We start from the raw sequence: 19,164 nt of genomic DNA, 5'->3' as shown, positions 1-19,164 counted from the left end.
AATTTAGCCGGTTGTGCGACCGGCCCCGCAATTCTTGCGAATCTTCCCCTCGCGGGGGCCCTTTGGCGAGAAATGCGGGCCAGGTACTGGGAGAAATACCCGACACTGATACAATAGCCGCAAATTGGCCCCTCCCGCCCTGTACCGCGGGGCCGGCCTTTGCCACAGATAAGATGTATTGGGGAGATATCCAATGGCTCAGCTGCCCGGATTTGGAGTTGCGCTGCTATTGGCGGCACTGCTGCTCTGCGCACTGGTAGCGCCCGCCCAGGCCCGTGTGATTCCGGATCTGTACGAGGTGATCGAGGCGGTGCCCAGCCGCGGTGCCAGCGACCGCGCCGCCGCCGGCAGTCGCGGCCTGGAGCGTATCTTCGTGCGCGTTACCGGCGATACCGATATCGGCGGCAATCCCCGCGTGCAGCCGGTCTTGAAGGATGCCCAGCAGTACCTGCAGAGCTACCGCTACGAGCGCGAGGACAACCAGCTGTTCCTGCACCTGTCCTACGATCCCAGCGCCATTTCCGACCGCGTCCACGAACTGCAGCTGCCCGTGTGGCCCAACAATCGCCCGGGTACGCTGGTGTGGATGGCGGTGGATACGCTGCAGAGCGGGCGCAGCGGCCTGAGCCAGCAGGACTACCCGGAACTGTTCGCCGCGCTGGACGCCATGGCCATGGAGCGCGGCCTGCCGGTGGAATTCCCGGTCATGGACCTGAACGACCTGCGCAATATGCCGCTGGGCAACCTCTGGGCCCAGGACGAGCAGGCCGCCGAGCGCGCCGCCGTGCGCTACAGCCCGGACGCCACGCTGATGGGGCGGCTGCTGGAGTTGTCCGGCGACCGCTGGCAGGCGGACTGGCTGCTGATTCACGGTGGCCGCAGCTACGCTTTCGACGCCAGCGGCAGTTCCCTGGAAGAGGTGGCCATGCGCGGTATCGACGGCGCCGCCGACCTGCTCGCGGAGCGCTACGCCGTGCGCCCGGGCAACAGCGGCCAGCAGAGTGCCGTGATCCTCGAGATCTCCGGTGTCGACAGCTTTGCCGACTACTCAAAGGCATCCGCCTATCTGCAGGGGCTGGCCCAGGTCAGCGGCGCCGAGTTGTTGTCGGTGGACGGCGATCGCATGCGCTTTGCCCTGACCACTGCCGCCCGCATGCAGAATCTGCGCGACGCGCTGGCGCTGAATCGCCAGCTGGAGCCGCAGGCGGAGGCGGACCCGATTGACCTGAGCGGCTACCGCGCGCCCCTGGGCAGCGCGCAACATCCGCTGCGCTACCGCTGGCACTGAGATGACCACAGACAAGGGTGTTCCGCAGCAGCTGCCGCTGGGGGTTTCCCTGCGGGACGACGCCACCTTCGACAACTTTTTCCTGCCGGAATCGGATCCCAACCGCCAGGTGGTGACGGCGCTCAAGGCCTTTGCCGCCGGTGACAGCATCGATCCGGCCATCTATATCTGGGGCGAGCCCGGCAGCGGTGTCAGCCACCTGCTGCAGTCCGTGTGCCAGAACGCGGAGGCCGCCGGCCGCAGCTTCCAGTACCTGCCGCTGGTGGACCTGCTGCCGATGGAGCCGTCGGTGATCGTCGATGGCCTGGAGCAGTTGGAACTGGTCTGCATCGACGACCTGCACCTGCTCGAGGGGCATCCCCAGTGGCAAACGGCGATGTTCCACCTGTATAACCGGGTCAAGGACAGCGGCGGCCAGCTGTTGCTGGGGGCGCGCAAGTCTCCCCGCGGGCTGGATATCGAACTGGCCGACCTGCGCTCCCGCCTGCAGTGGGGGCTGGTGTTCCAGCTGCAGCCGCTCAGCGATAGCGACAAGCTGGCGGCGCTGCAGAACCGCAGCCGCCTGCGCGGTTTCGACCTGCCGGAAGATGTGGCTCTCTATATCCTCCACCGGGCGCCGCGGCACACGGGAGCGCTGTTCGCCTGCCTGGAGCAGTTGGACCGGGCATCGCTGATGGCCAAGCGCAAGATCACCATCCCGTTCGTCAAGCAGGTGCTGGATATCTGAGGCGTTATCCATCGCCCTTTTCTGCAGGAGCCTGTGAGCAGGCTCTCGCAGCCGCGACCCCATCCCCCCGTTACAGCCCGGATGTTGCACCTTTCCCCGCCACCGGGCGCGCCCCGGATTGTCGATACCGGTTTTCATCGCGCAGCTGCCACAATATCAATTGGGGCAGTCGGGCTGTGCGTTCACGTCGCCGGCTTCTATTGCGTTCTCATCCTTTCCGGGGATCGGTTATGCAGAACTTTCATAATATTCTCTTTGTCAGCCACGCCGTCGGCGACGAGAGCGACGGTTTCATGCAGGCCCTCAGTGTGGCGCGCCACAGCGGCGCCTCCCTGCGGGTGGTGGTGGTCTGCCCGGCGTTGCCGGAGGAGTTCGGCGATTACGCCGAGGCCTATTTCGACGGCCTGAAGCAGGATGTGGTGCAGGCGCTGGAGGCCGCGCGGGCAAACCTGAACCTGGGGGAGAACGAGCTGCCCGTGGCCATCGATGTGGAGTGTGGCAGCACGCCGGCAGAGCGGGTGATTCGCCGGGTGCAGGCCGAGGGCTTCGACCTGGTGATCAAGAACGTGGAGGGGCGGACCCGGCGCAAGGGCTTCCGGGCCATGGATATGGAACTGCTGCGCAAATGCCCCTGCCCGGTGTGGCTGTGCCGACCGATCCGCCGTTCGCGTGCGGAGATCCGCGTGCTGGTGGCGGTGGACCCGGAGTGCGAGGAGGCAGCTGCCTACGATCTGGCCATACGGCTGCTGCGCCTCTCCCGCAGCCTGGCCGATACCTGCAGCGGCACTCTCTCCGTCGTATCCTGCTGGGAGTACGATGTGGACGAGTACCTGCGCCACCACGTGCCCCTGCATATTTCCGACGAAGACCTGGACCGGGTGATCGAGCAGGCCGGCTCCACGCACCGCGGCAAGCTGGACACACTGATCCACGCGGCCGGGATCGGCGGTGATATCGAGGTGCACCACACCATCGCCCAGCCGGAGCGCTTTATACCGCTGCTGGTGGAGGAAAAGGAATTCGACATTCTGGTCATGGGCACGGTGGCCCGCACCGGTATCCCCGGCTTCATCATGGGCAATACCGCGGAGAATATCCTGCAGAAGGTCAGCTGTTCGCTGCTGGCACTGAAGCCGGGTGATTTTGTGTCGCCGGTGAAGGCGGGGTAGGGGCGCTGCGGGACTTTCCCGGGTCGTGCTGCGCAGCATCCGGGCTATGCGGACATGAGACAGGTTCTGATATCGCGCGTAGCCCGGATGTAGCGAAGCGCAATCCGGGGAAAACGGGGCCCTACTGCTGGGTTTTCACCTCTGCAATCCACTCGTCCACCAGCGTCTCCAGCACGTCCAGCGGCACGGCGCCGTTGGCCAGTACCGTGTCGTGGAAGGCGCGGATATCGAACTGGTCTCCCAACTCGTCTTTGGCCTTGTCGCGCAGCTCGACGATTTTCAGCATGCCGATCTTGTAGGCGGTGGCCTGGCCCGGCATCACGATGTAGCGCTCGATCGCCTTGACCACATCGCCTTTCGGGTTGGGGGTGTTTTCCACCAGGTAGTCGATAGCCTGTTCGCGGGTCCATTTCTTGCTGTGGATACCGGTGTCCACCACCAGCCGGCCGGCGCGCCAGAGCTCCATCGCCAGGCGGCCGAAGTCGGAATAGGGGTCTTTATAGAAACCGATCTCCTTCGGCGCCATTTCCGAATAGAGGCCCCAGCCCTCGGTGTAGGCGGTGTAGCCGCCGTACTTGCGGAACTTGGGAATCCCCTCCAGCTCCTGGGCGATGGACAGCTGCATATGGTGGCCTGGAATGCCCTCGTGGTAGGCCAGCGCCTCCATCTGGTACTTGGGCATATCGGCCATGTTGTACAGGTTGGCGTAGTAGATGCCGGGGCGCGAGCCGTCCGGTGCCGGGCGCTGGTAGAACGCCTTGCCGGCGGACTTTTCCCGGAAGGGCTCTACCGCCTTCACGGTCAGGTCTGCCTCGGGCATGGTGATAAACAGCTCGTCGAGGCGCCCCTTCATGGTATCGATGATGTCGGTGGCCCTGGCCAGGTACTGTTTTTTGCCTTCCTCGGTATTCGGGTAGTAGAACTGCTCATCGGTACGCATGAACTCGAAGAATTCCTGCAGGCTGCCCTCGAAACCCACCTGCTTCATGATCGCGCGCATCTCGTCGTGGATGCGGGCCACTTCCCTGAGGCCGGTCTCGTGGATCTCGTCGGCGCTCATGTCGGTGGTGGTGTAGACGCCGAGGCGGAAATCGTAGAAATCGTCGCCGTCAGCCAGTTTCCAGGCGCCGTCGTCGGTGGTGGCGCGTTTCTCGAGTTCCTTGAGGTAGGCGATCAGGTCCCGATAGGCCGGCTGCATGCGCTCGAGCATCGCGGTTTTTGCCTGCCCGACCAGCTCGGTCCTCTGCTCGTCGGAAATTTCCAGTTTTTCCACCTTGCCCTTGAAGTCGGCGAATAGGGTGCTGTCTTCTCCGTCGTCAAAGGGGGCGCCGCTGATCAGGTTCTGGCCGTCGCTGATCACATAGGGGAACACGAACCTGGGCACGATGGTGCCGGCCTCGGCGCGGGTCTCCAGGTTTTCCTGCAGCTGCGCGAAGTGCTCCGGCAGCGCGTCCAGGCGCGAGATGTAGGCCCGGGCGTCCTCGACACTGTCGATGCGGTGCTGGTTGATCAGCAGTGACGCCACGCCGGTATGGGTGGCGTACATCTGGTTGACCGGATAGGTGTGCAGGCGCCACTTGTAGCCCTCGATATCCTGTTCCAGGTTGCGCTTGGCCAGCTTCAGGCTCAGGCGCGTGGCATCGTCCAGCCGGGCCGGGTCCAGCTCGTTCAGCTCGGCCAGCTGGCGCTTGTTGATCTCCAGGGTCTCTTTCTCGAACTCGGGCGAGATATCGTCCCACTTGCCGTAGTCCTCCTTCATACCGAGGAAGGTCTTGAACTCCGGGCTGCGGTCCAGGTGTTCCTGGAAGAAGTCCTCGAACATCTGGTTGGCCCGGGCGATGGCCTCGGTATCGCCCCGCTCCGCGGCGGTGGTCTCTGTGGCGGGGGCAGTGGCCTCTTTGGCGCTGTCCTGTCGGGCGGCCTGTTCCGGAGCCTGGTGTTCGCTCCGCTCACAGCCGGTGGTGGCCAGGGCGCTTATGGCGGCGGCCAGCAGGGTGGTTTTCAGCTTCATGGTCGTGGTTCCCGGAAAGTTCTGTTCTGGTTTTTATCGGAATCTGGATACAAAAAAAGCGGGCCGGGGGCCCGCTTTTCCGCGCTGTCGCGCTTTAGGCGAAGTTCTGGTTGACGAAGTCCCAGTTCACCAGGGCCCAGAAGGCTTCCATGTACTTCGGGCGCGCGTTGCGGTAGTCGATGTAGTAGGCGTGCTCCCAGACATCGCAGGTCAGCAGCGGGGTCTGGTCCGACTCGGTCAGCGGGGTGCCGGCGTTGGAAGTGTTGACGATGGCCACGGAGCCGTCGCCTTTCTTGACCAGCCAGGTCCAGCCGGAACCGAAGTTGTTCACGGCGCTGTTGGTGAATTCTTCCTTGAACTTGTCGAAGGAGCCGAATGCCTTGTTGATGGCCTCGGCCACGGCACCGGTGGCTTCGCCGCCGCCGTTCGGGCTCAGGCAGTTCCAGTAGAAGGTGTGATTCCAGACCTGGGCTGCGTTGTTGAATACGCCGCCAGAGGCGCTCTTGATCACTTCTTCCAGGGATTTGTCGGCGTCCGGCGTGCCTTCCAGCAGGCCGTTCAGCTTGGTCACGTAGGTCTGGTGGTGCTTGCCGTAGTGATACTCGAGGGTTTCCTCGGAGATGTGCGGTTCCAGGGCATTCTTCGCATAGGGGAGATCAGGCAGTTCGAAAGCCATGGTTTTTTCCTTCCTTTGTCTCGGGTTATTGATTGGAGCATTCTACACGCGCTACTGAGTGAGCCAAAGCGCGCTCTCGATCTATCGAAATTGGGACGATTTCCACAAACGCAAGTGCCCGCAGGATATTTTTCCCTTGTCCGTGGGTGACAGTTTGCGCCCCCTGATGAAATATCCGGGCTAGTCTTGATACGGTAACCGCTTACTTTTTCGTCAATTTTTGGTATAACTGCCGCTGAATTCGACCAATCACCAGCGCTGCGCGCGGGCGAATCCGCGCGCAGACCAGTTAAAAATATCGGGTATAGTCAACCATGCAACGCAGAGAGCCCACACTGGACGGCAGCAGCGCCCCCATCGAGCCGCAACTGGACACCCGCCCGGGTGGCCGCAGCGCCGCCCGCCCGGCGGCGCCGCCGCCGGAGCCGGTGGAAGAGCGCAGTGGTGGCGGTTCGTCGTTCCTGGCCGTTGCGGCGCTGATCCTGGCCCTGGCCGGTATCGGTGCGGCGGCTTTCCTGTACAACCAGTGGCAGGCCACCCGGGTCGAGCTGCTGGACGCGGACAAACGCATCGCCCAACTGGAAAAACGCTTCGAGATGTCGGACGAGGAGTCATCGGCCTCGGTCGAGGTGCTGAACGCCAAGGCCAAGGAGAATGCCTCCGAGATCCGCAAGCTGTGGGGCGTATCCTACGACACCAACCGCAAGAGTATCGCCGCCAACAAGAGTGCGGCGGCTTCGGCGGCCAAAGACGCCGCCGCGGTCAAGAAGGAGGTGGCAGCCCTGGCCGGCAAGGTCAATGGCCTCTCCGGCAGTGTGAAGAAGATCGGCGCGGTGGAGATGCAGTTGGCACAGCTGCGGGAGAGCAACACCGAGAACCAGCGCGACGTGGCCGACAAACTGGCCAGGCTGGAGCGCCAACTGGCGTCCGTGCGCTCGGACCTGACCGCCCGTGTCGGTGCCAATGAAGAGGCGATAGAGTCCGTCGACGCCTACCGCCGCTCGGTGAACAAGGACCTGGTCCAACTGCGCGATGCAATCCGCAGCCTGCAGTCCAGCGGCTCGACGGCCTCGTCTATGTAAAACCGGCTGGTCAACCAGACGTCGGGGCGAGCCTTGTGCTCGCCCTTTTTTGTTGCTGGCTCTTCAGGTCGTTGGCGGTTGAGAACCCTGTGGCAGTGGCAAATGCAATCCCCGCCAATAGCCCCGCAAATCGTGTAAAATCCCCCGCCTCGAGATGCCAATCGGAGCTGGAAATGACCACTATCCGCCAGGATGACCTGATCGACAGCGTGGCCGACGCGCTGCAGTTTATCTCCTACTACCACCCGCAGGATTTCATTCAGGCCCTGAACAAGGCCTACGAGAAAGAGGCCAACCCGGCGGCGAAGGACGCCATGGCCCAGATCCTGATCAACTCCCGCATGTGCGCCCAGGGCCACCGCCCCATCTGCCAGGACACCGGCATCGTGACCGTGAAGCTGAAAGTGGGCATGAATGTTCAGTGGGATGCGGATATGGGCGTGACCGATATGGTCAACGAGGGCGTGCGCCGCGCCTACCAGAATCCGGACAATGTGCTGCGCGCCTCCATCCTCGAGGACCCGGACGGTGCGCGCAAGAACACCGGCGACAACACGCCGGCGGTAATCCACTACGAAATCGTGCCGGGCAACACCGTCGAGGTGCATGTGGCGGCGAAGGGCGGCGGCAGTGAGGCCAAGAGCAAGTTTGCGATGCTGAACCCGTCCGACTCGGTGGTCGATTGGGTGCTGGATATGGTGCCGAAAATGGGCGCCGGCTGGTGCCCGCCGGGCATGTTGGGGATCGGTATCGGCGGCACCGCCGAGAAGGCGATGCTGCTGGCGAAGGAGTCCCTGCTGGATCCGATCGATATCCAGGACCTGCAGGAGCGCGGTGCCTCCAGCCGCGCCGAGGAGCTGCGCCTGGAACTGTACGACAAGGTCAACAAACTGGGTATCGGCGCCCAGGGCCTGGGCGGTCTGACGACCGTACTGGACGTGAAAGTCAGGGACTACCCAACCCACGCCGCCAACAAGGCCATCGCCATCATTCCCAACTGCGCGGCCACCCGCCACGCGCATTTCACCCTGGACGGCTCCGGCCCGGCGCGCCAGACACCGCCGAAGCTGGAAGACTGGCCTGAGATCACCCGCGAGGCGGGCGGCAACACCCGCCGCGTGAACCTGGACGAGGTCACCCGTGAGGATGTGCTGGGCTGGCAGCCGGGCGACACATTGCTGCTGAACGGCAAGATGTTGACCGGCCGCGACGCGGCGCACAAGAAGATGGTCGATATCCTCGCCAAGGGCGAAAAACTGCCGGTGGATCTGGCCGGTCGCTTTATCTACTACGTGGGCCCGGTGGACCCGGTGCGCGAGGAAGTGGTGGGCCCGGCCGGTCCGACCACCGCCACCCGCATGGACAAGTTCACCCGCACCATGCTGGAAGAGACGGGCCTGTTGGGCATGATCGGCAAGGCCGAGCGTGGCCCGGTGGCGATCGACGCGATCCGCGACAACAAGGCGGTCTACCTGATGGCCGTCGGCGGCGCCGCCTACCTGGTGGCCCAGGCGATCAAGGGTTCGAAAGTGGTGGCCTTCCCGGAACTGGGGATGGAAGCCATCTACGAGTTCGAGGTGGAGGATATGCCGGTGACCGTGGCCGTGGACAGCGAAGGTGAATCGGTGCACCAGACCGGGCCGCTGATCTGGAAGGCGAAGATTGAGGAGGGGGCGGTTTAACCCTCCCCGAATTGCTCAATCCATCGTAGGGGCGAACCTTGTGTTCGCCCTGTTTGTTTGTGGCACTTTGGGCGGGGGCTGTAAGAGAACTCCGGGGCGGCCCTGCTACCGGGAACTACTTGTGGGACACGCCGTAAATCCATCCCTGGAGACTTGTCCGCGAGGTCCCTCTCGCAGACAGTCCCACAAGTAGTTCCCGGTATCAGGGCCTTCGCATCAACTCCACTATTTTTTCACGCCCCGGTTCGAAGCCTAATAAAAACTCCAAAGCCGATGCGAAGGCGCTGATACCGATAGCGGTTTGCCAGACCTTATGAGACAGGGATGTCGATTAGAGCGTACAGGGATGTATTCACAGCGTGTCTGGCAAACCGCTATCGGTAGCAGTGCCGCCACCAAATCTGCTTAGTGGCACCAATCGAGGCCGGGTGCCACAGACAAACAGGGCGAACACAAGGTTCGCCCCTCCATGAACGAAGTGGGTCCGCCGGTTACCGATTCTGCAATTCAGTGGAGTGCGAATCTGTCCCCGGATCCCCCTCCTGTCGCAGCCGCTCGATCCACAGCGCCGTACCGCCGGCCACCGCCGCCGGCATTACGAAGATATTCAGCACCGGCACCATCTTTGCCAGCATCACGGCACCGCCGAAACCGAGTGTGCTCAGCTTGCGCCGCAGCAGCACGCTTTTCAGTTCGTCGAAGGGCCGCTGGTGGTTATCCAGCGGGTAGTCGACATACTGGATTGCCATACACCAGGCGCCCCAGAGTGCAGTCAGTACCGCCGGGATAAACACCGTCCAACTGGTGAAAAGGGAAATCACCAGTACCACCAGGCCCCAGCCGATAAAGTAGCGCAGCTTGCGCAGCTCCCGCCCCAGGGTGCGCCAGACCATGCGGCCAATGGGCTCCGCCGGCGGCGCCTTGCCGGTCAGCAGCTCTTCGACTTTTTCCGCCAGGAAACCGTTGAAGGGCGCCGCGATGATATTGGTGATGATGCCGAACAGGTAACCGTAGACGAACAGGAAAAACAGCACCACGAGAATTGCAATCAGCCAGGCCAGCCACTGGAACACATTGGCGGCCCAGGCGGCGCCGGTCGCCATCATCGCCCGCCACCAGGACATGTTCTCGGTGTTGACCGGCTCGTGCGACAGCAGGCTGCCCAGGTACTCCGCCAGCCCGTCGATCTGCGACAGCATCACCGCCGTCAGCGCGACAAACAACACCAGGTTGATCAGTAGCGGAACGATAATGAACGGGCGCAGTTCCCGCCGGGTCAGCAGTCGCGCGCCGCGAAGCAGGGCGTCGACACCGTGTGCCGGATTGGAGGTCATGGGATTTCTCCGCTCAGGCGTCAGCGCCCGCGCTCTTCAGGATGGCCGAATATTCCGCGCCCTGGCGGTGCTCATCGATGCGTGCGAGCAGCGTTTTACCGTCGGGGCCGGGGCTGTTGATGTCCAGGCCCTGTTCCTGAAACAGGCGCACAAAGGTTTCGAAGTTTTCCGCTTTCATACTGCGGTAGGCGCGCTCCAGCAGGTGGTAGTCGCGCTCAATCCCCTCTGGTGGTTCGCCGACCAGGAAGCCGGCAATGCGCTCGTCGTCGAAGACCTCGCCGAGGACTTTCTGTTTGTCTTTTTTCAGGCTCACAAATCTCTCCTTTTCCCTCTCATTGGCATTCGCGCGGCCGATTCGAGCTTCAGTATTCTTGCCGGGTTTCGGGTACCAGTAAGCAGGCTTCCGGGCGGCACTGCTGCCGGGAACTCTTTGCGGGACACGCTGTGAATACATCCCTGTACGCTCGTAATCGACATCCATGTCTCATACGGTCCCGCAAAGAGTTCCCGGCATCAGCGCCTTCGCATCAAATTTCGGTATTCTTTTCGAGTCCCGAGTCCCGAGTCCCGAGTCCCGCTCAAAGCAACGCGTCCAGCTTTTCCCTCAGGATCTTGTTGATCACCTGCGGATTGGCCTGGCCCTTGGACGCCTTCATGATCTGGCCGACAAAGTAGCCCATCATCTTCGGCCGCTTGTCCTCGTCGGCGTTGCGGTAGTTTTCCACCTGCCTGGCGCTGTTGGCGATGACTTCGTCCACCATTTTTTCGATGGCGCCGGTGTCGGAGACCTGCTTCAGGCCGCGCTTGTCGATCACGGTATCGGCGTCGCCCTCGCCGCTGGCGATGGCCTCGAACACCTGCTTGGCGATCTTGCTGGAGATGGTGCCGTCTTTGATGCGTGCGATCAGGCCGGCCAGGTGTTCGGCGGAAACCGGTGACTGCCCGATGGTCAGCTCCTGCCGGTTCAGCAGCGCCGCCAGTTCGCCGGTCATCCAGTTGGCGGCCAGTTTGGGTTCGCCGCACTGTTCCGCCAGGGTTTCGAAGTAATCGGCGGTGGCGCGTTCCTGGGTCAACTGGTCGGCGTCGTAGGCGGACAGCTGGTACTGTTCGCGGAAACGCGCGGCCTTGGCGTCGGGCAGTTCCGGCATCTCGCCGCGCAGCCTGTCGATATAATCCTCACTGAGTTCCACCGGCAGCAGGTCCGGGCAGGGGAAGTAGCGGTAGTCATTGGCCACTTCCTTGCTGCGCATGGAGCGGGTCTCGTTCTTGTCCGAGTCGTACAGGCGGGTTTCCTGCAGGATGCTGCCGCCGTCTTCGAGGATATCGATCTGGCGTTCCGCCTCCACCTTGATGGCCTTCTCCACAAAGCGGAAAGAGTTGATATTTTTCAGCTCGGTGCGGGTGCCCAATTTCTCCTCGCCTTTCAGGCGTACGGACACGTTGGCGTCGCAGCGCAGCGAGCCCTGGGACATATCGCCGTCGGAAATACCCAGGTAGGTGACGATGCTGTGGATTTTCTTCAGGTAGGCGACCGCCTCGGCAGCACTGCGCATGTCCGGTTCGGAGACAATCTCGATCAGCGGCGTGCCGGCGCGGTTCAGGTCGATACCGGACATACCGTGAAAGTCTTCATGGAGGGACTTGCCGGCGTCCTCTTCCAGGTGCGCGTGGTGCAGTCGCACCTTCTTGCTGCTGCCGTCCTCCAGGTGAATCTCCACTTCACCGGCGCCGACGATCGGCTTCGCCAGCTGCGTGGTCTGGTAGCCCTTGGGCAGGTCCGGGTAGAAGTAGTTCTTGCGCTCGAATACCGAGCGGCGGCCGATCCCGGCGTTCATGGCCAGGCCGAACAGGGTGGCGTAGCGGAACGCCGCTTCGTTCGGCACCGGCAGCGTACCGGGCATGGCCAGATCCACGGCGCAGGCCTGGGTGTTGGGTTCGGCGCCGAAGCGGGTGCTGGCGCCGGAGAAGAGCTTTGACTGGGTGGAAAGCTGTACGTGGACTTCCAGCCCGATAACGATTTCCCATTCCACGATTATTCTCCTCCCGCCGCGGCAGCTTCTGTGAGAGAGAGGGCGCTGGCCCGGTGCCAGTCGGTTGCCTGCTGGTACTGGTGGGCGACGTTCAGCATGCGCGCCTCATCCAGGTAATTGCCGATAATCTGCAGCCCTACGGGCATGTTGCCGACCCGGCCGCAGGGCAGGGACATGCCGGGCAGGCCCGCCAGGTTGGTGGCGATGGTGTAGATATCCTCCAGGTACATGGCGACGGGATCGGCGACTTTGGCGCCGATCTCGAAAGCCGGGGAGGGTGCGGTCGGGCCCATGATCACGTCCACTTTGCCGAAAGCATCGACAAAGTCCTGCTTGATCAGCCGGCGCACCTGCTGCGCCTTGTTGTAGTAGGCATCGTAGTAGCCGGCGGACAGGGCGTAGGTGCCGACGAGAATGCGGCGTTTGACCTCCTCGCCGAAGCCCTCGCCGCGGGAGCGCATATAGAGGTCGCGCAGGTCGGCGGGGTTTTCGCAGCGATAGCCATAGCGCACGCCGTCGAAGCGCGACAGGTTGGCGGAGGCCTCCGCCGGCGCGATGACATAGTAGGCGGGTACCGCCAGGTCCGTGTGCGGCAGGCTGATGTCCACCAGCTCCGCGCCCAGCTTCTCGAATTCCTTCAGCGCGTCCTGCACTCGCGCGGCGGTGTCCGCGTTCAGGCCCTCGCCGAAATACTCCTTTGGTACGCCGATCTTCAGGCCCTGGACTGACTTGTTTAAGTCGGCGGTAAAGTCCTCCGCATCGCGCTGCAGGTTGGTGGAGTCGCGCCTGTCGGGGCCGGCCATGGCCGACAACAGGTGGGCGCAGTCCTCGGCGTTGCGGGCGATGGGCCCGGCCTGGTCGAGGCTGGAGGCGAAGGCCACCATGCCCCAGCGGGAGACGCGGCCGTAGGTGGGCTTGAGGCCGGTGGTGTTGGTCAGCGCGGCCGGCTGGCGGATGGAGCCGCCGGTGTCGGTGGCGGTGGCGCCGGGCACCAGCTGCGCGGCCACCGCGGCAGCGGAACCGCCCGAGGAACCGCCGGAGACGCGATCGGTGTTCCAGGGGTTCTTCACCGGACCGTAGTAGCTGGTCTCGTTGGAGGAGCCCATGGCGAACTCGTCCATATTGGTCTTGCCCAGGGACACGGCGCCGGCATGCTGCAGGTTCTCCACCACGGTGGCATCGTAGGGCGGCACGAAGTTATCGAGCATCTTCGAGCCACAGCTGGTGCGCACGCCGCTGGTACAGAAGATATCCTTGTGGGCGATGGGCACGCCGCACAGGGCCGGCGCGTCACCCGCGGCCAGTTGCCGGTCGGCGGCCTCTGCCCGCTGCAGGGCCTGCTCGGCGGTGACAGTGATAAAGCTGTTGTAGTTGCTATCCTGCTGTTGGATTCGATCCAGCAACTGCCGGGTGATCTCGACACTGGAGAACTGCTTGTCCCGCAGTCCTCGAATGATTTCGGCGATGGTGAGCTGATGCATGGTTGTTCCGCGTTGTCTTGTCTGCGTTCCTTTTCGGGGCTGTGGCTCAGTCGATGACCTTGGGCACCAGGTAGAGGCCCTGTTCGGACTGGGGCGCCAGGGCCAGGAATTCCTCGCGCCGGTTCGGCTCGGTGACTTCGTCGGCGCGCAGTACCTGGACCGCATCCAGCGGGTGCGCCATCGGTGCCACGCCCTCGGTGTGGACGGCCTGCAGCTTGTCCACCAACTGCAGGACATCGCCCAGCCGGCTGCTGACTTCCTCGACGGTTTCCTCGGAGATGGCGATGCGGGCCAGCTCCGCGAGTTTTTCTACAGTTTGCGCATCTACGGACATCGTCAGGTGCTCCAGCTTGAATGGCAATTTGTATATCGCCCCGGCCAGAGTGGGCGGGGCGGAAGGGGCGCAAATTTAGCACAGTCCACTGCAATTCTCACCGGCGGCCGTAGAATTGCCCCGTGGAAATGGGATCGGGCGTTCTAAATTGCCCATTTTTTGTCCTTGCCCTGAACCCCCGCCGTTGTTAGAGTTTGCCGATTCTGGCCGGGGTCTGTGCGCCTGTGGCCGCGGGACCGGAAAATGCGGTCCGGAACTCAGAATTTTTTGTGTGGACTAACTAGGCTTTAGCCAGGCTCAAGTCTGCCAGCTGCGCCCGCCCGGGGCGCTGTAAAAATTAGTACAAGGTAATCGAATTCCATGTTTAAACGTTTGCGGGGCATGTTCTCCAGTGATCTGTCTATCGACCTGGGGACTGCCAACACGCTGATCTACGTCCGCGATCGCGGCGTGGTCCTGGACGAGCCCTCCGTCGTCGCCATCCGCCACTACAACGGCCAGAAGATCGTCGAGGCCGTCGGCGTCGAAGCCAAGCGCATGCTCGGCCGTACTCCCGGCAACATCACCGCCATCCGCCCGCTGAAGGACGGCGTCATCGCCGATTTCCAGGTGACCGAGAAGATGTTGCAGCACTTTATCAAGAAGGTGCACGAGAACAGCTGGATGCGCCCCAGCCCGCGGGTGCTGGTGTGTGTGCCCTGCCAGTCCACTGAGGTGGAGCGCCGCGCGATCCGCGAATCCGCGATGGGCGCCGGTGCGCGTGAGGTGTGGCTGATCGAGGAGCCGATGGCCGCGGCCATCGGCGCCGGCCTGAAGGTGGAGGAGGCCAGTGGTTCCATGGTGGTGGATATCGGTGGCGGTACCACCGAGATCGCGATCATCTCCCTGAACGGTGTGGTCTACTCCGATTCCGTGCGTATCGGCGGCGATCGTTTCGACGAGGCTATCGTCAACTATGTGCGCCGCAACTACGGCAGCGTGATCGGCGACGCCACCGCCGAGCGCATCAAGGAGGAGATCGGCTGCGCCTACGCGGGCAGTGAAGTGCGCGAGATCGACGTGCGCGGCCGCAACCTGGCGGAAGGGGTGCCGCGCAGCTTCACCCTGAACTCCGATGAGATTCTCGAGGCCCTGCAGGAGCCGCTGACCGGTATCGTGCAGGCAGTCAAGAGCGCGCTGGAGCAGTCTCCGCCCGAACTGGCGTCCGATATCGCCGAGCGCGGCATGGTACTGACCGGTGGCGGCGCGCTGCTGCGCGACCTGGACCGGCTGCTGATGGAAGAGTCCGGCCTGCCGGTGATCGTCGCCGATGACCCGCTGACCTGCGTCGCCCGCGGCGGTGGCCAGGCGCTGGATATGATGGACAAGAGTCGGTTGTACCTGGTTTCCAACTGACGTTTGGTTATAGCCTCGGGGGATGTTAGCGAACTCCGGGGCGATCCTGCTACCGGTATTCGTTTGCGGGACACGGACTAGGCGTCCCCCCGTGAATACATCCCTGTAGGCTTGTCGGCGAGGTGGCCCGGCCGCTCCAGGTATTCACGGCGCCTTCGGCCCCTCTCGCCAACAGTCCCGCAAACGAATACCGGCAGCAGCGCCGCCCGGATCTCGCTTACAGGCACCCGAGGGTGCCAAAGTCAATACCGGGCCACAATCCGATAACAACAACTCACTGAACTGACCTGTAGACGGGGGTCTGCCCATCAAACCGCTATTTACCCGCGGCCCCTCGCCGGAATCCCGCATCCTTGTGCTGGGCCTGGTGGCGGCGGCGCTGATTGTGATCAACATCTACACCGACTGGCTGCAGCCTCTGCGCGAGCGTGTCACCGGGCTGGTGTCACCCTTCTACTGGATTACTGATACCCCCGATCGGGTGGGCAACTGGGCCGGGGAGCAGCTGCGTTCGCGGGAGGAACTGCTGGAAGAAAACAGCCGCCTCAAGCGCCAGGTATTGCTGCTGGAGCAGCGCAGCCAGCTGCTGGCCTCGGTAAAGGCCGAGAACACCCAGCTCAAGGAGCTGATGAACTCGGCGGACTCCGTCGATGAGCGGGTGCTGGTGGCTCAGATTATCGGTGTGTCGCCGGATCCTCTCGAGCACGTGCTGGTCATCGACAAGGGGCGCGATGACGGTGTCGGCCTGGGCACGCCGATCATGGATGCCAGCGGCCTGCTGGGCCAGGTGATCGAAGCCGGCGATTCCTCGAGCCGCGTGCTGCTGATCACCGATGCCAGCCACGCCATCCCGGTACAGGTGCTGCGCAACAGCGTGCGGGCCGTGGCCGAGGGCACCGGCGACCTGTACCGTCTCAAATTGCGCCACCTGGCCAATACCAGCGATATCCGCGAGGGCGACCTGCTGCTCAGTTCCGGTCTCGGTGGCCGCTTTCCCGCCGGCTACCCGGTGGGCGAGGTCATCTCCGTGCGGCGTGACCCCGGCCACGCCTTTGCCGAGGCGGAAGTACAGCCGCGCGGCCGCATGAACCGCAGCCGTTTTGTGCTGGCGGTGATCGAAGAGCGCGATACGGCCCAGGGCAACGACAGAGAGCGGGACCTTGGAAGCGAATAACCGCTGGTTCATCGCCGTCACGGTCCTGCTGGCACTGCTGCTCGCAGTCATGCCGCTGCCGTACAACTGGCTCTGGTTCCGCCCGTCTTTTACCGCACTGCTGGTGATCTTCTGGATCACGCGCATGCCGCAGAGCCTCGGTGTCGGCTTCGCCTGGATGGTGGGGATCCTCGAGGATCTGGTCACGGGTTCGGTGCTCGGCACCCACGCGCTGGCCCTGGCGGTGCTGGCCTACTTCAGCCTGCTCACCTACCAGCGCACCCGCGCGTTCAACCCCGCCCAGCAACTGATGTGGGTATTTATCCTCGTCGGCATCAACCAGGTGGTGGGCAACTGGGTACACGGCCTGGCGGGCAAGCCGGTGCCCGGCCTCACTTTTCTCTGGCCCGCGATCACCAGCGCCCTGCTGTGGCCCTGGATGGCGCCCTGGCTGGGCCTGATGGCCGGCCGCCTGCAGGTCAGGTAAAGTGGAGACCGACCGGTCGCAACCGAAGAGTAAAGCCGGGTAAAGGGCGATCATTTTTCGATCGATGCCGTTATAATCGGTCTCCAATCCAGACAAACAATAAGCAGTACCGTGCCTGAACTCCCAGCTCACAGCCAACTCCTCCTCGCCTCCGGCTCGCCGCGCCGCGCGGAACTGCTGGAGCAGATCGGCGTGCCCTTCTCCCGCCTGACCCCCGATGTGCCCGAAGAGCAGGGCGAGGATGAGGGAGCGCGTGCCTACGTCGCGCGCCTGGCGCGCAACAAGGCCGCCGCCGGACTGGCGCTGGCCGGTGCACCTGCGACCGGACTCTGGGCCCTGGGCGCCGATACGCTGGTCCTGGCCGGCGGACAGGTGCTGGAAAAGCCGCGGGATTTCACCGACTTTGAATCCATGATGCGATCGCTGTCCGGGCGGGAACACGCGGTCGTGACCGCCATCTGCCTGCGCGGCGACGGGCGCCAGTTCGAACATCTGGTGGAGACCCGGGTGCGTTTCCGCCATCTCGACCACCGGCTGGTCGACGCCTACTGGCGCACCGGCGAACCCGCCGACAAGGCCGGCGGTTACGGCATCCAGGGGCTGGGTGCGGCGCTGGTGGAATCCATCAGCGGCAGCTACAGCAACGTGGTCGGCCTGCCGTTGGAGGCACTGGTACCGATGCTGGAGAAAGCGGGCATACCCTATTGGCGGGAGCCGTCGGCGAGCGGGAAGACAGTCACGAACAGGAAGGATGCGTGAGCGAAGAATTATTGATCAATGTCGCCCCGATGGAGACCCGCGTCGCGCTGGTGGAAAACGGTGTGTTACAGGAAGTCTACCTGGAGCGCAGCGCGCGCCGCGGCATCGTCGGCAATATCTACAAGGGCAAGGTGGTGCGCGTGTTGCCCGGCATGCAGGCGGCATTCGTCGATATCGGCCTGGAGCGGGCCGGTTTTATCCACGCCTCCGACATAGCGCCGCTGGACGAGGAGGGCATGGAATCCCGCGAGAATGCCGAGGTGGCGGATATCCGCGCCCTGGTGCGCGAGGGCCAGTCGCTGGTGGTGCAGGTGGTCAAGGACCCGATCAGCAGCAAGGGCGCGCGCCTGACCACCCACCTGTCCGTCTCGGCCCGCTACCTGGTGTATATGCCGCAGACCCGGCATATCGGGATCTCCAATCGTATCGAGGACGACGGCGAGCGCGAGCGCCTGCGACAGCTGGTGGAGCAGGCCTCGGCCAAGCTGGCGGAGGAGGGGCAGAGCGGCGATGGGGGCTTTATCCTGCGCACCGTGGCCGAGGGTGTCAGCGAGGACGAGCTGCTGCGCGATATCCCCTTCCTGTACAAACTCTGGGGCGAGCTGGAAAACCGCATCAAGTCGCGGTCGCTGCCGTCGGTGATCTACGAGGACCTGCCGCTGTTCATGCGCGCGCTGCGCGACCTGGCGCGGCCCCACACGGAGAAGATCCGCATCGACTCCCGCGAGGCCCACGGCCGCGCGGCGGAGTTTGCCGGCAAGTACGCGCCGGAAATTGCCGGGCGCCTGGAGCACTACCCCGGCGAGCGACCGCTGTTCGATCTCTATGGCGTCGAGGAGGAAATCCACAGGGCGCTGCACAACAAGGTGACCCTGAAGTCCGGTGGCTACCTGATCGTCGAGCAGACCGAGGCGATGAGTACCATCGATGTCAACACCGGCGCATTTGTCGGACATCGCAATCTCGAAGAGACTATCTTCAAGACCAACCTGGAGGCGGCCACCGCCATCGCCCGGCAGCTGCGGCTGCGCAACCTGGGCGGCATCATCATCATCGACTTTATCGATATGAAGGATACGGAGCACCAGCGCCAGGTACTGCGCACGCTGGAAAAGACACTGGAGCGGGACCACGCCAAGACCAGCATCACCGGTGTGTCCGAACTGGGTCTGGTGGAGATGACCCGCAAGCGCACGCGGGAATCCCTGGGCCAGTTCCTGTGCGAGCCCTGCCCGGTTTGCATGGGGCGCGGTACCCTGAAGAGCGCGGAGACCGTCTGTTACGAGATTTTTCGCGAAACCATTCGCGAGGCCCGCGCCTACGACAGCGAGAAGATCATGGTGCTCGCCAGCCAGGTGGTGATCGACCTGTTGCTGGACGAGGAATCGGCCAATGTGGCCGACCTGGAAGAGTTTATCGGCCGGCCCATCCAGTTCCAGGTGGAGCCCATTTACAACCAGGAGCAGTATGACATTGTTCTTGTGTGAAGGCGGCGCCCGGGACTCGGGACTTCGGACGCAAGCGGGACTCGGGACTCGGGACTCGGGACCCGGGTT

The 19,164-nt window shown here is 63.5% G+C and carries 17 protein-coding genes; 10 read left to right on the top strand and 7 right to left on the bottom strand.

The window, feature by feature from the left end; all coding sequences use genetic code 11:
* Nucleotides 1–193 precede the first annotated feature (193 nt).
* From MWN76_RS19290 to MWN76_RS19280, 3 genes are all read left to right on the top strand, one after another.
* Nucleotides 194–1,288, top strand: coding sequence for a DUF2066 domain-containing protein (locus tag MWN76_RS19290; RefSeq protein WP_250464534.1), 1,095 nt, complete (start codon nt 194–196; stop codon nt 1,286–1,288).
* 1 nt (nt 1,289) lies between these two features.
* Entirely contained in the window at nt 1,290–2,015 is a 726-nt protein-coding gene (gene hda / locus MWN76_RS19285) for a DnaA regulatory inactivator Hda (RefSeq protein ID WP_250464532.1), read from the top strand.
* A 230-nt stretch (nt 2,016–2,245) separates the two neighbouring features.
* Nucleotides 2,246–3,184 (top strand): universal stress protein, encoded by a 939-nt coding sequence (locus MWN76_RS19280; RefSeq protein WP_250464530.1) that lies wholly within the window; start codon nt 2,246–2,248, stop codon nt 3,182–3,184.
* 121 nt (nt 3,185–3,305) lie between these two features.
* Here the strand turns inward: MWN76_RS19280 and MWN76_RS19275 are convergent, their stop codons facing one another.
* Both MWN76_RS19275 and sodB read right to left on the bottom strand, forming a co-directional pair.
* The gene (locus MWN76_RS19275; RefSeq protein WP_250464528.1) at nt 3,306–5,195 is read right to left on the bottom strand and encodes a DUF885 domain-containing protein; all 1,890 of its coding nucleotides are present in this window, start codon (nt 5,193–5,195) and stop codon (nt 3,306–3,308) included.
* 94 nt (nt 5,196–5,289) lie between these two features.
* Nucleotides 5,290–5,871: a superoxide dismutase [Fe] gene (gene sodB / locus MWN76_RS19270; RefSeq protein WP_250464527.1), complete on the bottom strand. Its 582-nt coding sequence runs from the start codon at nt 5,869–5,871 to the stop codon at nt 5,290–5,292.
* Nucleotides 5,872–6,185: 314 nt separating this feature from the next.
* On the opposite strand from sodB, the gene MWN76_RS19265 reads away from it, so the two are divergent.
* Both MWN76_RS19265 and MWN76_RS19260 read left to right on the top strand, forming a co-directional pair.
* Nucleotides 6,186–6,953 carry a hypothetical protein gene (locus MWN76_RS19265; RefSeq protein WP_250464525.1) on the top strand — a complete coding sequence of 256 codons (768 nt, stop codon included), beginning with the start codon at nt 6,186–6,188 and terminating at the stop codon, nt 6,951–6,953.
* Between the two features lie 173 nt (nt 6,954–7,126).
* Nucleotides 7,127–8,635, top strand: coding sequence for a fumarate hydratase (locus MWN76_RS19260; protein ID WP_250464523.1), 1,509 nt, complete (start codon nt 7,127–7,129; stop codon nt 8,633–8,635).
* A gap of 491 nt (nt 8,636–9,126) precedes the next feature.
* Here the strand turns inward: MWN76_RS19260 and cysZ are convergent, their stop codons facing one another.
* From cysZ to gatC, 5 genes are all read right to left on the bottom strand, one after another.
* On the bottom strand, nt 9,127–9,969 hold the full coding sequence (cysZ, locus tag MWN76_RS19255; protein ID WP_250464521.1) for a sulfate transporter CysZ: 843 nt from the start codon (nt 9,967–9,969) through the stop codon (nt 9,127–9,129).
* Nucleotides 9,970–9,982: 13 nt separating this feature from the next.
* Nucleotides 9,983–10,282, bottom strand: coding sequence for a PA4642 family protein (locus MWN76_RS19250; RefSeq protein WP_250464519.1), 300 nt, complete (start codon nt 10,280–10,282; stop codon nt 9,983–9,985).
* Nucleotides 10,283–10,547: 265 nt separating this feature from the next.
* Nucleotides 10,548–11,999, bottom strand: a complete 1,452-nt coding sequence (gene gatB, locus MWN76_RS19245; RefSeq protein WP_250464517.1) for an Asp-tRNA(Asn)/Glu-tRNA(Gln) amidotransferase subunit GatB — start codon at nt 11,997–11,999, stop codon at nt 10,548–10,550.
* A gap of 2 nt (nt 12,000–12,001) precedes the next feature.
* Entirely contained in the window at nt 12,002–13,480 is a 1,479-nt protein-coding gene (gatA, locus tag MWN76_RS19240; RefSeq protein WP_250464515.1) for an Asp-tRNA(Asn)/Glu-tRNA(Gln) amidotransferase subunit GatA, read from the bottom strand.
* Nucleotides 13,481–13,526: 46 nt separating this feature from the next.
* Nucleotides 13,527–13,814 (bottom strand): Asp-tRNA(Asn)/Glu-tRNA(Gln) amidotransferase subunit GatC, encoded by a 288-nt coding sequence (gene gatC, locus MWN76_RS19235; RefSeq protein ID WP_250464587.1) that lies wholly within the window; start codon nt 13,812–13,814, stop codon nt 13,527–13,529.
* Between the two features lie 360 nt (nt 13,815–14,174).
* Here gatC and MWN76_RS19230 point away from each other — a divergent pair, with 360 nt between their 5' ends.
* The 5 genes from MWN76_RS19230 (at nt 14,175) to rng (ending at nt 19,095) form a co-directional block, all read left to right on the top strand.
* A complete protein-coding gene (locus MWN76_RS19230; RefSeq protein ID WP_250464514.1) occupies nt 14,175–15,209 on the top strand; it encodes a rod shape-determining protein in 1,035 nt (344 codons plus the stop codon).
* A gap of 301 nt (nt 15,210–15,510) precedes the next feature.
* Nucleotides 15,511–16,383 (top strand): rod shape-determining protein MreC, encoded by an 873-nt coding sequence (gene mreC, locus MWN76_RS19225; protein ID WP_284500748.1) that lies wholly within the window; start codon nt 15,511–15,513, stop codon nt 16,381–16,383.
* On the top strand, nt 16,370–16,849 hold the full coding sequence (gene mreD, locus MWN76_RS19220; protein WP_250464510.1) for a rod shape-determining protein MreD: 480 nt from the start codon (nt 16,370–16,372) through the stop codon (nt 16,847–16,849). Before mreC ends, mreD begins: the two co-directional genes overlap by 14 nt.
* Before the next feature lie 111 nt (nt 16,850–16,960).
* Nucleotides 16,961–17,608 carry a Maf family protein gene (locus tag MWN76_RS19215; protein ID WP_250464508.1) on the top strand — a complete coding sequence of 216 codons (648 nt, stop codon included), beginning with the start codon at nt 16,961–16,963 and terminating at the stop codon, nt 17,606–17,608.
* Complete coding sequence (gene rng, locus MWN76_RS19210) at nt 17,605–19,095, top strand: ribonuclease G (RefSeq protein WP_250464506.1); 1,491 nt, start codon at nt 17,605–17,607, stop codon at nt 19,093–19,095. The genes MWN76_RS19215 and rng overlap by 4 nt, the downstream gene beginning before the upstream one ends.
* Nucleotides 19,096–19,164 lie beyond the last annotated feature (69 nt).

The sequence above is a fragment of the Microbulbifer litoralis genome, from assembly GCF_023634065.1.
GTDB lineage: Bacteria > Pseudomonadota > Gammaproteobacteria > Pseudomonadales > Cellvibrionaceae > Microbulbifer > Microbulbifer litoralis.
Note: the sequence above shows the minus strand (reverse complement) of the source record. Positions and strands in the feature narration are given on the sequence as shown.